Annotated in this window: 15 protein-coding genes; 12 read left to right on the forward strand and 3 right to left on the reverse strand. The window is 43.0% G+C overall.

What is annotated here, in order from left to right; translation table 11 throughout:
• Positions 1–13: 13 nt before the first annotated feature.
• Both argJ and mutT read left to right on the forward strand, forming a co-directional pair.
• Complete coding sequence (gene argJ, locus MP3633_RS07615) at positions 14–1,234, forward strand: bifunctional glutamate N-acetyltransferase/amino-acid acetyltransferase ArgJ (protein WP_176335103.1); 1,221 nt, start codon at positions 14–16, stop codon at positions 1,232–1,234.
• Entirely contained in the window at positions 1,231–1,620 is a 390-nt protein-coding gene (gene mutT / locus MP3633_RS07620) for an 8-oxo-dGTP diphosphatase MutT (protein ID WP_244959905.1), read from the forward strand. The genes argJ and mutT overlap by 4 nt, the downstream gene beginning before the upstream one ends.
• Positions 1,621–1,681: 61 nt before the next feature.
• On the opposite strand, the gene MP3633_RS07625 is transcribed toward mutT, so the two are convergent.
• Complete coding sequence (locus tag MP3633_RS07625) at positions 1,682–2,479, reverse strand: response regulator (RefSeq protein ID WP_176335104.1); 798 nt, start codon at positions 2,477–2,479, stop codon at positions 1,682–1,684.
• A gap of 139 nt (positions 2,480–2,618) precedes the next feature.
• Between MP3633_RS07625 and ppiC the strand changes: the two genes are divergently transcribed.
• The 4 genes from ppiC (at position 2,619) to MP3633_RS07645 (ending at position 5,434) form a co-directional block, all read left to right on the forward strand.
• Entirely contained in the window at positions 2,619–2,897 is a 279-nt protein-coding gene (gene ppiC / locus MP3633_RS07630) for a peptidylprolyl isomerase PpiC (RefSeq protein ID WP_112139429.1), read from the forward strand.
• A gap of 24 nt (positions 2,898–2,921) precedes the next feature.
• Positions 2,922–3,350 (forward strand): protein tyrosine phosphatase family protein, encoded by a 429-nt coding sequence (locus tag MP3633_RS07635; RefSeq protein WP_176335105.1) that lies wholly within the window; start codon positions 2,922–2,924, stop codon positions 3,348–3,350.
• A gap of 83 nt (positions 3,351–3,433) precedes the next feature.
• On the forward strand, positions 3,434–4,045 hold the full coding sequence (locus MP3633_RS07640; protein ID WP_112139425.1) for a helix-turn-helix domain-containing protein: 612 nt from the start codon (positions 3,434–3,436) through the stop codon (positions 4,043–4,045).
• Between the two features lie 42 nt (positions 4,046–4,087).
• Positions 4,088–5,434, forward strand: coding sequence for a class II 3-deoxy-7-phosphoheptulonate synthase (locus MP3633_RS07645; protein WP_112139423.1), 1,347 nt, complete (start codon positions 4,088–4,090; stop codon positions 5,432–5,434).
• Positions 5,435–5,536: 102 nt separating this feature from the next.
• Here MP3633_RS07645 and MP3633_RS07650 read toward each other — a convergent pair whose 3' ends face one another.
• Both MP3633_RS07650 and MP3633_RS07655 read right to left on the reverse strand, forming a co-directional pair.
• Positions 5,537–6,271: a GIY-YIG nuclease family protein gene (locus MP3633_RS07650; RefSeq protein ID WP_239495513.1), complete on the reverse strand. Its 735-nt coding sequence runs from the start codon at positions 6,269–6,271 to the stop codon at positions 5,537–5,539.
• A 57-nt stretch (positions 6,272–6,328) separates the two neighbouring features.
• A complete protein-coding gene (locus MP3633_RS07655) occupies positions 6,329–6,955 on the reverse strand; it encodes an O-methyltransferase (protein ID WP_112139421.1) in 627 nt (208 codons plus the stop codon).
• A gap of 240 nt (positions 6,956–7,195) precedes the next feature.
• Between MP3633_RS07655 and thrS the strand changes: the two genes are divergently transcribed.
• The 6 genes from thrS (at position 7,196) to pheT (ending at position 13,897) form a co-directional block, all read left to right on the forward strand.
• On the forward strand, positions 7,196–9,133 hold the full coding sequence (gene thrS, locus MP3633_RS07660; RefSeq protein WP_176335106.1) for a threonine--tRNA ligase: 1,938 nt from the start codon (positions 7,196–7,198) through the stop codon (positions 9,131–9,133).
• Between the two features lie 8 nt (positions 9,134–9,141).
• Positions 9,142–9,675, forward strand: a complete 534-nt coding sequence (gene infC / locus MP3633_RS07665; RefSeq protein WP_112139417.1) for a translation initiation factor IF-3 — start codon at positions 9,142–9,144, stop codon at positions 9,673–9,675.
• Positions 9,676–9,767: 92 nt separating this feature from the next.
• Positions 9,768–9,962 (forward strand): 50S ribosomal protein L35, encoded by a 195-nt coding sequence (gene rpmI, locus MP3633_RS07670; protein ID WP_112139415.1) that lies wholly within the window; start codon positions 9,768–9,770, stop codon positions 9,960–9,962.
• A 46-nt stretch (positions 9,963–10,008) separates the two neighbouring features.
• Positions 10,009–10,365 carry a 50S ribosomal protein L20 gene (gene rplT / locus MP3633_RS07675; protein WP_112139413.1) on the forward strand — a complete coding sequence of 119 codons (357 nt, stop codon included), beginning with the start codon at positions 10,009–10,011 and terminating at the stop codon, positions 10,363–10,365.
• Between the two features lie 129 nt (positions 10,366–10,494).
• Positions 10,495–11,490 (forward strand): phenylalanine--tRNA ligase subunit alpha, encoded by a 996-nt coding sequence (pheS, locus tag MP3633_RS07680; protein WP_176335107.1) that lies wholly within the window; start codon positions 10,495–10,497, stop codon positions 11,488–11,490.
• Positions 11,491–11,512: 22 nt separating this feature from the next.
• Positions 11,513–13,897, forward strand: a complete 2,385-nt coding sequence (gene pheT, locus MP3633_RS07685) for a phenylalanine--tRNA ligase subunit beta (RefSeq protein ID WP_176335108.1) — start codon at positions 11,513–11,515, stop codon at positions 13,895–13,897.

A 13,897-nucleotide genomic window follows, 5' to 3' on the forward strand; every position in this document is an offset into this window, starting at 1 on the left:
GGAGAAAGCTTAAATGGCGGTAGGATTACACGATTTCCCTCTCATCCCAGAAATTAAAGGGATTAGAATAGGTGTTGCAGAAGCTGGTATTAAAAAGCCTAATAAAAAAGATATTGTTATCTTTGAGTTATGTGAAGGTGCTTCGGTAGCGGGTGTTTTTACTCAAAATGCTTTTTGTGCAGCGCCTGTTCGTGTTTGTCAAAAACATTTAGGTTTGGCTGGTAGCCGTTATCTGTTGATCAATACAGGTAATGCTAATGCTGGTACAGGTAAATTAGGTCTTGTCGCTGCATTGAAGTCTTGTGAGGCTTTAGCTGCTCAGGTGGATGTTGGTGTGGAGTCTATACTCCCTTTCTCTACTGGTGTTATTGGTGAACCTTTACCTGTAGGCAAAATTATTGCAGCTATTCCTGCCGCTCTTGCTAACTTGTCTGGTAGAAATTGGCATGCTGCGGGTGTTGGCATTATGACAACCGACACTTTGCCAAAAGGGTCTATTCGTACCTTCGAATTTGAAGACAAAGTTTATACTATCGCTGGTATTTCTAAAGGTGCAGGCATGATTCGTCCAAATATGGCGACTATGCTGGGTTATGTATGCAGCGATATTGCAATGAATGTCGATGTTCTCCAGGCAATTTTGAAAAGTGTTGTGAATAAAAGCTTTAATCGTATTACTGTCGACAGTGATACGTCAACAAATGATTCTTGTATTGCTGTAGCAACAGGTATGGCTGGTAATTCGGTTGTCACATCCGTTGATCAGCCATTGGCTCAAGCTTTTGTTGTGGCGTTTACTGAAGTAATGCAAGAATTAGCTCATGCTATTGTCCGTGATGGCGAAGGGGCTACTAAGTTTGTTACGGTGGAGGTTATTGGTGCGGTTAACGAAAGTGACGCCACAAAAACAGCCTTTGAAATAGCGCATTCGCCATTGGTTAAGACCGCTTTATTTGCATCAGATCCAAACTGGGGTCGGATTTTGGCCGTAGTTGGTCGTGCTGGTGTTAGTGAATTAGATGTGGATCGAGTTCAGTTGCATATCAATGGATTTGAGATTGCTCGCGATGGCTGTCGCTCACCTGACTATATTGAAGAGCATGGTAAGCAGGCGATGAAGCCACAAGAGATTCACATTTGTGTTGATCTTGGAATGGGTGAGGCGTCTGATACTGTTTGGACAACTGATTTTTCACATGAATACGTCACTATCAATGCGGAGTATCGTACTTGATTCGAGTAAAGGTGGCGGTTGGTATTATCCTTCGTGATAATAGCGTATTTGTCGCTCTTAGGAATTCTAAGCAACATCAAGGTGGTTTGTGGGAGTTTCCTGGCGGAAAGTGTGAAGCTTCTGAGTCTGCAGAAGTGGCTTTGGTAAGAGAATTAAAAGAAGAATGTGGAATTTCTATAACTGAGTGTGAGTTTTTTAAAACAATTTCTCATGATTACGGTGATAAATCGGTTGAATTGTTCTTTTATAAGGTGACAGGATTTGATGGTGAGCCCGTTGGCAAAGAAGGGCAGGAAGTCCGTTGGGTTGCTGTTTCTGATTTGGTGTCCTACGACTTTCCAGAGGCGAATAAGCCAATAGTTGTAGCGTTGATGGCGCATTATTGAATTTATTTTTTGATATCCTAATATTTAAAAGAGCTTCCTTTGAAGCTCTTTTTTTATGCCTTTAGTTTAGTATTTTTGCTAATAGTTGCCTGACAATGGCTGGTTCGAAAGGCTTTCCGCAAATAGCATCGACTCCCTCTTGGGCGATATTCGATAGTTGGCTGTCTTCAGAATTTGAACTGACCATTAGTATAGGTATGTGGGCTAATGCTGGGTCTTGTCGGACTGCCTCAGTTAGTTCTCTGCCATCCATTTCTGGCATATTGTAATCGGTAACAATAAGGTCGAATTCTGTTGTGTTAAGTAATTCAATGGCTTCTTTGCCGTTCTCAGCAAATTGAATGTCCTCTATGCCCATAGTGTTAAGTGTTTTGCTAATGTGTTTTCTCGCCATGCGGCTATCGTCTGTCACCAAAACGCGGAGTGTTCTTGGGTCGAACATTTCTAAGTCGATCTCCTCCTCGACAATGAGGTCGAGAGTGGCGTGGATGGCGCGTTTAAGATCTTTTTTAGTGAAAGGTTTTGGTAATATGGCAAGTACGCCGGATTGCCTAAGATGTTCTAGTTGTTCTCGGTTTCTTTCGCTGGAAATTAGCATGAAGTGTTGGCTTTCAGTTTCTTCATTTTTTCGAATTTTGTCGATTAAATCATTAGCTGATCCGTCAGGAAGATACATTGAGGAAATAACTAAGTCTGGTGGAAAAGAAGATAGCGATGACATGGTTTCTTCAATGTTATTTGCGTACTCTATTTGTTTGATGCCTGCTTCTTCTAAGGCTTTAGTGATGATTTTTTTTTGAGTGTCTGAAGGTTCTACAAGGAGAAAGGAGAGGTCGCCGATTGCTGCATAATTGCTCATGTTAAGGTCGCCTATTATTGATGTTGATACAGCTTTTGTGCCGATACTGTTTTAAGATTAATCATAGCTTTTAGTTAATCCTATTATACTAAATAGGTTAACATGTTTTATCTAGTTAAATTGAGTAATAGGAGTTTGGATGTCGACGGCAAGTGCATGTCATATTTTGGTAAAAACTAAGGTGGAAGCGGATTCCTTAAAGGTTAAGTTGGATAAAGGCGCTGATTTTCATAAGTTAGCTAAACAATTCTCTACCTGTCCTTCGGGTAAAAAAGGTGGAGATCTTGGGGAATTTCGCAAGGGTGATATGGTACCGGCCTTTGACAAAGCTGTCTTTGGTGGGCCTTTATTTAAAGTGCAAGGGCCGATAAAAACACAATTTGGTTTTCATCTTATTAAGGTGTTATACCGCTCTTAAATTAACTTCAAAGGGTAAGTAGTTATGAGCCATCCAATTCAACTCGACGAGTTTTATTTCGTTGCTCCTCAACTTCTAAAAGAGGAGGTTGCCGCTCTTAAGTCGAAAGGGTTTGAAAGGATTATTAATAATCGTCCTGAAGCTGAATCGGATGATCAGCCGCTAGGTGAAAGTATTCGTAACGCAACCGAAGCGTTGGGAATGGAGTATATAAATAATCCAATTGATTTGGCTAAGCTGTCGCAAGAGCAAGTTGATTTACAAGGTAGTGCTCTGGCTGAGAATAAAAAAACATTGGCTTTTTGTAGGACTGGAACTCGATCCTCAGTTTTGTGGGTGTTGTTGGAGAGTGGGAAAGGCGGTGATTATAATGACTTGATGTCACAAGTTGCTGGAAAGGGTTTTGATCTTTCTCGGTGCGTAGTGGCCATGAAGCCTTTATTGAAAAATTAGTATTCTTAGTCGATTAGGTTCTCTTACTATTTGGTTGGTCGTTTTTTAGTTATGTTTTCTTTAAAAGGTAGTGTTGGAGAATTATGGTTAGCCGTCCGTCATTAGAAACAGCCACAGCTTCAGACCCTGATCGCTTTGTCGAGCCGTTAGAGCTGGGTAAGCGTGTAAAGGAAATCCGTCTTGCGAAAGGCTGGACGCTTGAGGAGGTGGGTAAAAGAACAGGTATTGCTCGTTCAACGCTTTCAAAAATTGAGAATGACCAGGTTTCGCCAAGCTTTACTATTGTTCAAAAGTTAATTAATGGATTGGAAATGGATTTACCGCAGCTTTTTGTTGAGGCGAGTGAGCACTCTATTGCGGGGAGGAGGGATATTACTCATAAAGGAAAAGGAGAGCCTCACCCTACGGCTACGTATGAGCATGAACTTTTAAATTATTCGATTAGTCGTAAAAAAATGGTGCCCTTTAAAACAAAAGTTCGGGCTCGATCTTTTTCTGAGTTTAAGGAATGGGTTCGCCATGATGGTGAGGAATTTCTCTTGGTTTTACAGGGTAAGATTAATTTTTTCACTGAACTTTATGAGCCGATAGAGCTGAAGGAGGGCGATAGTGTATATTATGACGCCACTATGGGACACGCGGTTGTTTCGTTGTCAGTAAAAGACGCTGAAATACTTTGGGTTGTTGCTCGTTAGTAAATATTAAAAAATGATTTGTAGAAAAGGTTGTAGAAGATTATGAAACAGTGGGAACTAACAAGCTGGAAAGAAAAAACGGCGCTTCAGCAGCCAGTTTATCCTAGTGCGGAGCATCTCGCTCAGGTCGAGGCTACGTTGGGTAAAATGCCTCCTCTTGTTTTTGCAGGTGAAGCTCGTCAGCTTAAAAAGGCATTGGCGCAAGTGGCTAATGGGCAATCATTTCTGTTGCAAGGTGGTGATTGTGCTGAAAGTTTTGCTGAATTCCATGCTAATAATATTCGTGACACCTTTAAGGTTATGTTGCAGATGTCGGTTGTCCTTACTTACGCAGGGAAATGTCCTGTTGTAAAGGTCGGCCGTATGGCAGGGCAGTTTGCCAAACCGAGATCTGCAGGCTTAGAAGTGATCGATGGTGTTGAATTGCCGAGTTATCGTGGTGATATTATCAATGGTATTGATTTTAATGAAAAAGCTAGGATTCCTGATCCAGAGCGTTTGGTACAGGTTTATAATCAAAGTGCGTCTACGATGAATTTACTTCGAGCGTTTGCTCAAGGCGGTTTCGCTGACTTACACCAAGTTCATCAATGGAACTTGGACTTTTTGAATACCAGTCCTGCGGGCAGTCGTTTTCATAGTGTTGCTGGAAAAATTGATGATGCTCTGCAGTTTATGGAGGCGTGCGGTATTGGTCCAGGTTTGGCCCAATTAAAGGAAACTGAGTTTTATACATCCCATGAGGCGTTGCTATTGCCATATGAGCAGGCGCTTACTCGTCAGGATAGTTTGACTGGTGATTGGTTTGATTGTTCTGCGCACATGCTGTGGATTGGAGATCGTACTCGTCAGCTAGATGGGGCGCATGTTGAATTTTTACGTGGTGTTCAAAACCCTATTGGTGTAAAAGCAGGCCCCTCAATGGATCCTGAAGATTTGGTGCGTTTGTGTGATGTATTAAACCCTGAAAATGAGCCGGGCCGTTTGAATGTAATTGTTCGTATGGGGGCTGACAAAGTTGAGAGCGGAATGCCTAAGCTGATTCAAGCCATTCAGAAAGAAGGCAAGAATGTGGTTTGGAGTAGCGACCCAATGCATGGAAACACGGTTAAGGCATCAACGGGTTATAAAACGCGCCGTGTTGATGATATCTTAAGAGAGGTTCAGCAGTTCTTTCAGGTTCATAGTGCAGAAGGTAGCTATGCAGGTGGTGTGCATTTTGAGATGACTGGTCAAAATGTAACAGAATGTGTTGGTGGTGCCTTCGAGGTGACTGAGGCTGATCTGGCTGATCGATACCATACTCATTGCGACCCTCGTTTGAATGCTGATCAATCTTTGGAGTTGGCTTTTATGATTTCTGAGACGCTTAAGAAGGCTAGATCATAGGCTAAACAAAGCTTTAAAGGGTCTAAATAAAAAAACCAGTTGATGTATAGTCAACTGGTTTTTTTTAAAATGATGTTTTTAGCTTTTTAGCTTTTTAGCTTTTTAGCTTTTTCGCTTTCGAAATGCAGACGTTGCCGACTTGGAGGTGACATCAATTTTTGCCATGATCAGGGCCATCTCTTCTGCCTCGGCCTGTTGCTGGGCTTTTAGCTTATCTTCGCGTTCTTTTTTTGATGTTTTTTCGGCCTCATTTAGCATTTTCTGAGTGCTGGCTTTACTTTTTGTTCGAGGCGGTGCTTTTTTTTTCTCCGTTACTGTCGTGACAGGAACGTCTAGTCTTTCTTCGCCAATGAGCTCTCCAAAGAAGGCATGAGCGGTTGGTGTTGGCTCAAGTGTTTTTTTTGGGAGTGCTACGGTCTTTTTTACGGCGGCCTTTCTTGTTTTCTTAGGTTGTTCTGCCGTTGATACGCCATTGGCGTCAAAAAGCGCTTTTTTACCTGTGTTTAGATTGGCGGCTTTTTCAGCTGTCTGGGCTATTTTGTAGCCACGTAAGCTTTCGCCATTATAAATAGAAATATAGTCTGTTTCTAATTCATATAGCTCTTGCTTGTCGCTGGTTTCAAACAGCTCTTCAACCGTGAATGCTTCAACGCCACTTTCCCTGATGTCATTGTATAAGGGGAAATCTAGGCCTTCGTTCGTTGCTTCAATGTATTGCTCAAAACGTTGGAAACCGCTGTTGAAAGAAGTACCAATATAGTGCTTCCCGGAGATGTTATTCGTGATTTTAAAAACGACCAAAATCGTTGCCTCTGCATAATATCTTTTTAATAGCACATAAGCCCCATTCGCCTGAGGTGACCCAAAGGCGAATGGGGCTTATAAGAAATAGGATTAGTGTTTTACGACGATGTTAAGACCATCGCGAACATTCAGATGAACATTCTCAACTCGTTTGTCTTGCGCAATCAAGCGGTTGACTTGGTTGACAGCGATGTCGCTGTTTTCTTTTGGGGCTAGAACTCTTCCTTGCCATAAGGAGTTATCAATAATAATAAGGCCACCAGATCTAACAAGCGGTAAAACGGCTTCATAGTAGTTCAGGTAATTGCGTTTATCAGCATCAATAAAGACAAAGTCAAATTCCCCTTCAAGGGATTTGATCGTATCTAGCGCAGGGCCAAAAATCGGTTTGATTTTCTTACCGTGTGCACTGCGATCAAAAAAAGATTGAGCAAACTCAATGGCTCTTGGGTTTGTTTCGCAACAAATGAGCTCACCGTCATTTGGCATCCCTTCAGCTATTGATAGTGCTGAATAGCCTGTAAACATGCCAATCTCGAGAGCTCGTTTAGGTTGTGCGATCCTTGCTAGAAGCTTCAATGTACGGCCAATGGTTTTTCCGGATAACTTATTTGGGTAACCCATGTCCGAATAGGTCTTTTCAACCAGTTCGATTAATAGGTCGGGTTCTGATTGAGTGGTCTCAATACAGTAGTTATCAAGATTGTTGGAATCCATACGGCCTTTCAGTAAATAGAAGTCTATGCAAAACAGAGGGTAATTTTACTCTGCATGCAGAGAATGTCTATGGCTGAATGAGATAAAAATGCCTTGATTTTTACGAATGGCCATAGTGCGTACAATAATAGCGTTATTTAAATTAGATTCGCATGAATAATCGAAAAATGATAATTTATGCGCTGAAATTTACATGTGCTCTTTAGTATGGAGCACCACTGACTCCGATAGGGGAATAAAATGCCTGTAATTACTTTGCCTGATGGCAGTCAACGCTCTTTTTCAAACCCAGTAACTGTTATGCAGGTGGCTGAAGATATCGGTCCTGGTCTTGCAAAAGCGACAGTGGCTGGTCGTATAAATGGCATGCTGGTCGATGCTTGTGAACTTATTTCAGACGATGCCAAATTGAGTATCGTTACTGGGAAGGATGACGACGGTGTCGAGATAATTCGCCATTCATTTGCGCATCTTGTTGGTCACGCCGTTAAACAGTTGTATCCCACCGCAGAAATGGCAATCGGGCCCGTGATAGGCGAGGGTTTTTATTATGATATCGCTTATGAACGCCCTTTTACGCCAGACGACTTAGCGGCCATTGAAAAACGTATGGGAGAATTGGTTAAAACTGACTACGATGTTGTTAAAAAAATGACTCCAATTGCGGATGCTCGCCAGCAATTCGTTGATCGTGGTGAAACCTATAAAGTTGCCTTGATTGACGGCATGGATCAGTCTGTAAAAGAAGTTGGCTTGTATTGTCACGAAGAATATATGGACATGTGTCGTGGTCCTCATGTGCCAAATACTCGTGTATTGCGTCATTTTAAATTGACGAAATTGGCGGGTGCTTATTGGCGCGGCGACTCTAACAATGAAATGTTACAGCGCATATATGGTACGGCTTGGAATGACAAAAAAGAATTAAAGGCCTATTTGACTCGTATTGAGGAAGCTGAAAAGCGTGATCATCGCAAGTTAGGTAAGAAGTTAGATCTTTTTCATCTTCAAGAAGAGGCGCCTGGAATGGTGTTTTGGCATCCTAAAGGATGGCGCTTGTACCAAGCTGTTGAACAATATATGCGACAAAAACAGCTTGATAATAACTATCAAGAAGTAAAAACACCGCAGATTGTTGACCGAGTGCTTTGGGAGAAATCTGGGCACTGGGGTAAATATCACGAGAATATGTTTACTACGCATTCTGAAAATCGTGATTACGCCGTAAAACCGATGAATTGCCCGTGTCATATTCAGGTTTATAATCAGGGGTTGAAAAGTTACCGTGATTTGCCGTTTCGAATGGCAGAATTTGGCTCTTGTCACCGTAATGAGCCTTCTGGTGCTTTACATGGTATAATGCGAGTTCGTAATTTTGTTCAAGACGATGGTCACATCTTTGTAACAGAAGGCCAGATTCAGCAAGAAGTGTCTGAGTTTATTGATTTGTTGCATGAGGTTTATGCAGACTTTGGTTTTGATAATATTATTTATCGCTTGTCTACTCGTCCAGAGCAGCGAGTTGGTTCTGATGAAGTGTGGGATAAGTCTGAAAAAGCCTTAGCTCACGCATTGGACTCAGCTGGGCTTGACTGGGAAGAGCTGCCAGGAGAAGGTGCATTTTATGGGCCTAAAATTGAGTTTTCTTTGAAAGATGCCATTGGTCGTGTGTGGCAGTGTGGTACCATTCAGGTTGATTTTTCTATGCCAACTCGTTTGAGTGCACAATATGTCTCAGAAGATGGTTCGCGCCAAACGCCGGTTATGTTGCACCGAGCGATAGTGGGTTCACTTGAGCGTTTCATTGGAATTTTGATTGAAGAGACAGAAGGTGCGTTTCCTGTCTGGCTTGCGCCCGAACAAGTTGTTATCATGAACATTACAGATCGCCAAGCAGACTATTGTTCTGATTTGGCAAAAAGATTAAATTCAAATGGCTTTAGAGCAAAACTTGACTTGAGAAACGAGAAGATCGGGTTTAAAATTCGCGAGCATACACTTCAACGAGTCCCATACATGATCGTTGTTGGTGATAAGGAGGTCGAACAGCAACAAGTTGCCGTTCGAACTCGTGCTGGTGAAGATCTTGGAGTGATGAGTCTTTCTGATTTTGAAGGTTTGCTTCAAAAAGAAGTTGCTCGCCGTAGCCGTAAACAAGAAGTGGAGATAGTACTATAAAAGGTAATATGAATCGTGGACGTGCCGCTAGTAAGCAGCGTCCTCTAATCAACGAGAACATTCGAGCTACCGAAGTGCGCTTAATTGCTGTCGACGGTGAACAAGTTGGCGTTGTCTCGCTTGAAGAGGCACTTAAAGCAGCACAAGATGCGACGCTTGACCTGGTGCAAATTGCTGATTCAGATCCGATTGTTTGTAAAATCATGGACTACGGCAAGCATATTTTTGAGCTAAAGAAAGCGAAAGCGGCTCAAAAGAAAAATGCGAAGCAGATTCAGGTTAAAGAAATGAAATTCCGTCCAGGGACGGAGGAAGGGGATTATCAGGTAAAACTCCGCAACCTGATACGTTTCCTTGAAGGCGGGGATAAGGCTAAGGTATCGCTAAGATACCGCGGTCGTGAAATGGCCCATCAGGAGCTTGGTATGCAACTTATGAATCGAGTCGCTATAGACTTAGAGGAATATGGTGCAGTAGAGCAAGCTGCGAAAATGGAAGGTCGTCAATTGACTATGGTGCTAGGCCCCAAAAAGAAGAAGTAATTTTAAATAACGCGATTTTATAAACTTAGGTTTTAAAAATCGTGTTTTTAGGAAATTACACTAACATTAACGAATGCGAGAGTGGTTTTATCATGTCCAAAATTAAGTCACACAGTGGCGCAGCTAAGCGCTTCAAACGTACCGCGAATGGTTTTAAGCATAAGCAGTCTCATACTAGTCATATTTTGACTAAGAAATCGACTAAGCGTAAGCGTCATCTTCGTACTATGAAGAAGGTTGCGCAAAGTGACAAAGCGTTAATTGTACGCATGTTGCCATACATCTAGGTCTAGATTTTTTAGTTCATTAATTTATTAGTATAAGGTTTATATTATGCCTCGCGTAAAACGTGGTGTTCAGGCTCGTCGCCGTCACAAGAAGATTTTAAAGCAAGCTAAAGGTTATTACGGTGCACGTAGCCGTGTATTTCGTGTAGCGAAACAAGCTGTTATCAAAGCTGGTCAGTATCAGTACCGTGACCGTCGTCAGCGTAAACGTCAATTCCGCGCTTTGTGGATTGCTCGTATTAACGCTGCTGCACGTATCAATGGTCTGTCTTACAGCCGTTTCATTGCTGGCTTGAAACAAGCTGCAATTGAAATTGACCGTAAGGTCTTGGCTGACCTAGCTGTGTACGAAAAAGAAGTTTTTGCTGCAATCGTTGAAAAAGCGAAAGCAAGCTTGGCTTAATTTCTGACGTAGCCTTAGAGTGATTCGGTCTTGAAAGATATTGTCTTAATAGAGCGAATGATTCAATGCAGTCTTTGATAGGGGAAGAGCCAACGGCTCTTCCCCTATTTTATTTTTTGGAGTGTGTAAATGGAGAACCTAAAGCAGATTCTTGCTGATGCGCTTAGCGCAGTGGCTGCGTCTGAGAGTGAGTCCGCTCTGGATGATGTGCGTGTGCATTATTTAGGAAAGAAGGGCGCTCTGACCACTTTGTTGAAACAGCTTGGTAGTGTTTCAGCAGAGGATAGACCAAAATTTGGTCAGCTGGTGAATGAAGCCAAAGGGCAAGTTCAAGAAAAAATCACCGAACGCAAAACAGCGCTAGCGAAGGCCGCTTTGAATGCCAAGCTGGCGACTGAGACTATCGATGTCTCTCTATCGGGTAAGGGTCAAGAAGTGGGTGGTTTGCATCCCGTGACTCGTACGATGGAGCGTATTGAAACCTTTTTCCGGGGTATTGGTTTTGATGTGGCTGAAGGGCCAGAAATCGAAGACGATTATCACAATTTTGAAGCCTTGAATATTCCTGCGCATCATCCGGCGCGCGCTATGCAAGATACTTTTTACTTCAATCCAACGACAGTATTAAGAACGCATACATCACCTGTTCAAGTGCGCACAATGGAAACGACCCAGCCACCCATTAGAATTATCTGTCCAGGCCGTGTTTATCGTTGTGATTCAGATCAAACGCATACACCAATGTTTCATCAAGTTGAAGGTTTGTTGATTGACGAAAATATTTCTTTCGCTGATCTAAAAGGTATCCTGCAGCAGTTTTTGAATGTCTTCTTTGAAGATGATTTGAAAGTGCGCTTCCGTCCTAGTTATTTCCCATTTACTGAACCTTCTATTGAAGTGGATATCATGCGCACCAACAGTAAAGGTGAAGAGTCTTGGCTAGAGGTCTTAGGGTGCGGCATGGTTCATCCTAAAGTACTAGAAATGTCGGGTATCGACTCAGAGAAATACACGGGCTTTGCTTTTGGTATGGGGGTCGAACGATTTGCTATGTTGCGATACAAAGTAGAAGACTTGCGTATGTTCTTCGAGAACGATTTACGTTTTCTTAAGCAGTTCAAGTAACCCCTCGACCTAGGATGTTTTTATGAAAGTTAGTGAAAATTGGTTAAGAGAGTGGGTCAACCCAAGCATTAGTAGTGATGATTTGGTGGCTCAAATCACTCTGGCTGGCCTTGAAGTGGATGAAGTTTTACCTGTTGCCTCTGCGTTTTCTGGTGTGGTGGTAGGTGAAATTATCAGCGCTGAGCCTCACCCAAATGCTGATAAGCTGCAAGTTTGTCAAGTGTCTGATGGTATAGAGGCTTTTCAAGTGGTTTGTGGCGCACCAAATGCGCGTGCCGGTATTAAAATCCCCTTTGCAAAAATTGGTGCCGTATTAGGTGCAGATTTCAAAATCAAAAAAGCCAAGCTTCGTCAAGTTGAGTCGTTTGGTATGTTGTGCTCTGCCTCTGAGTTGGGTTTGAGTGATGACCATGACGGTATTATGGAGTTGCCATCATCCGCTAAGGTTGGCGAAGATTTTCGTGCTTTTTTAGGGTTGGATGATCAGATTATTGATGTTGATTTAACGCCTAATCGCAGTGACTGTTTAAGCGTCGCTGGCTTGGCGCGTGAAGTGGGTGTTTTAAACAAGACTGATGTGACACCGGTTAACGTTATTCCGGCGCAAGTGGTTATTGATGATACTTTCTCTGTGCGAGTAGATGCGGCAGATGCTTGTCCTCGCTATTTGGGCCGAGTTGTACGTGGTGTCGATGTTAGCGCACAAACACCTCTTTGGATGGTTGAGAAGCTTCGTCGTAGTGGTATTCGTTCGATTGATCCTATTGTTGATATTACTAACTTCGTGATGCTTGAGCTGGGCCAGCCAATGCATGCGTTTGACTTGGCGAACTTGTCAGGGTCTGTGGTTGTGCGAATGGCAACGGCAGGAGAGAAGATCACTTTGCTTGATGGGCAAGATATTGCTCTTCGTGAAGATACCTTATTGATTGCTGATGAGAAAGCGCCATTGGCCATTGCCGGCGTAATGGGCGGCAAAGGCTCTGGCGTTAATGAGGAAACGAAAGACATCTTTTTAGAAAGTGCTTTCTTTACGCCGCTTGCTTTGGCGGGTAAAGCGCGTTCCTATGGATTGCACACAGATTCGTCACATCGTTTTGAGCGTGGTGTGGACGCTACCTTACAAGAAAGAGCCATAGAGCGTGCGACAGCTCTGGTTGTTGAAATTGCAGGCGGTCAGGTTGGCCCTATTACTCATGCGGTAAACGAAGCGTCATTGCCGGAAGCGGCAGTGGTGACTTTGCGTCGTAAGAAGCTTGATCAATATTTGGCTATGTCAATTGATAAAGACCTTGTGACGGATATTCTGACTCGTCTTGGTTTGGATATGATTGAGGTAACGGATGAGGCTTGGCTGACCAAAGCGCCATCTCATCGTTTTGATATTGCTATTGAAGCGGACTTGATCGAGGAAGTGGCGCGGATTTATGGCTATGATAATCTTCCGTCTTCTATGCCTCAGGCGGCGGTGAATTTTACACCTTTGTCTGAGACGAAAGCTCAAATTCAAGTACTGCGATCAATTCTAGTGTCTCAGGGTTATCAGGAAGCGGTGACATACAGCTTTATTGACCCAGTTTTAAGCAAGCAATTTTTGCCTGAGATAGAGCCTGTGCCACTGGCGAATCCGATTTCTGCTGATATGGGCGTTATGCGTCCTAGTTTGGTACCGGGGTTGGTAAGAGCGTATCTTCATAATCAAAATCGTCAGCAGTCTCGTGTACGTTTGTTTGAGACAGGGCGTCGTTTCATTGGTTCTGTTGATGCCTTAGATAAGTTAGATCAGCAGCAGCAAATTTCTGGTTTGATCGCTGGATCTCGTGATGCTGAAGCTTGGTATCATAATAGTGAGAAGGTTGATTTTTATGACCTTAAGGCACACGTTGAAGCGTTGTTTGCGCTGAATGATGGTGGCAAGCCGAGTTACGAGCCGTCTAATTGCGTTTTTCTTCATCCGGGTCGTTCAGCTGATATTTTTGTTGAAGGCAAGTTTGTTGGTGTAATGGGTGAGCTGCATCCTCAGTTGTCTAAAGAGTTAGGGGTTAACCAGCCTTTGTATGTCTTTGATATTGCCTTGTCGGCCGTTCTGCAGGCTTCTTTGCCTGAATATAAAGCGGTTTCTAAATTCCCTGAAGTGCGTCGTGACTTGGCCTTGTTGGTTGATCGTGCTGTTGCTGTGAGTGAGTTAGAGAAAGTGATTTTGAGTTCTGCAGGTGATGCGCTTAAAAGTGTCTTGGTTTTTGATGTTTATCAGGGACAAGGTATTGATGAGACGAAAAAAAGTGTCGCTTTGGGCTTGACGTGGCAACATCCTTCACACACTCTTAGTGATGAAGAAGTGAGCAACTCTGTCGAGCAAACAGTAGCGGCGTTGTTTGATCAGTTGGGAGCCGTTGTAAGGGGGTAG

The organism is Marinomonas primoryensis, from assembly GCF_013372285.1.
Taxonomy (GTDB): Bacteria; Pseudomonadota; Gammaproteobacteria; order Pseudomonadales; family Marinomonadaceae; genus Marinomonas; species Marinomonas primoryensis.

What these genes read in the sequence shown, in the direction of transcription:
- ppiC (WP_112139429.1), top strand. Translation starts at nt 2,619, where the DNA reads ATGTCGACGGCAAGTGCATGTCATATTTTGGTAAAAACTAAGGTGGAA.
- MP3633_RS07635 (WP_176335105.1), top strand. Translation starts at nt 2,922, where the DNA reads ATGAGCCATCCAATTCAACTCGACGAGTTTTATTTCGTTGCTCCTCAA.
- MP3633_RS07645 (WP_112139423.1), top strand. Translation starts at nt 4,088, where the DNA reads ATGAAACAGTGGGAACTAACAAGCTGGAAAGAAAAAACGGCGCTTCAG.
- pheT (WP_176335108.1), top strand. Translation starts at nt 11,513, where the DNA reads ATGAAAGTTAGTGAAAATTGGTTAAGAGAGTGGGTCAACCCAAGCATT.
- argJ (WP_176335103.1), top strand. Translation starts at nt 14, where the DNA reads ATGGCGGTAGGATTACACGATTTCCCTCTCATCCCAGAAATTAAAGGG.
- thrS (WP_176335106.1), top strand. Translation starts at nt 7,196, where the DNA reads ATGCCTGTAATTACTTTGCCTGATGGCAGTCAACGCTCTTTTTCAAAC.
- MP3633_RS07655 (WP_112139421.1), bottom strand. Translation starts at nt 6,955, where the DNA reads ATGGATTCCAACAATCTTGATAACTACTGTATTGAGACCACTCAATCA.
- rpmI (WP_112139415.1), top strand. Translation starts at nt 9,768, where the DNA reads ATGTCCAAAATTAAGTCACACAGTGGCGCAGCTAAGCGCTTCAAACGT.
- MP3633_RS07625 (WP_176335104.1), bottom strand. Translation starts at nt 2,479, where the DNA reads ATGAGCAATTATGCAGCAATCGGCGACCTCTCCTTTCTCCTTGTAGAA.
- rplT (WP_112139413.1), top strand. Translation starts at nt 10,009, where the DNA reads ATGCCTCGCGTAAAACGTGGTGTTCAGGCTCGTCGCCGTCACAAGAAG.
- MP3633_RS07640 (WP_112139425.1), top strand. Translation starts at nt 3,434, where the DNA reads ATGGTTAGCCGTCCGTCATTAGAAACAGCCACAGCTTCAGACCCTGAT.
- pheS (WP_176335107.1), top strand. Translation starts at nt 10,495, where the DNA reads ATGGAGAACCTAAAGCAGATTCTTGCTGATGCGCTTAGCGCAGTGGCT.
- infC (WP_112139417.1), top strand. Translation starts at nt 9,142, where the DNA reads ATGAATCGTGGACGTGCCGCTAGTAAGCAGCGTCCTCTAATCAACGAG.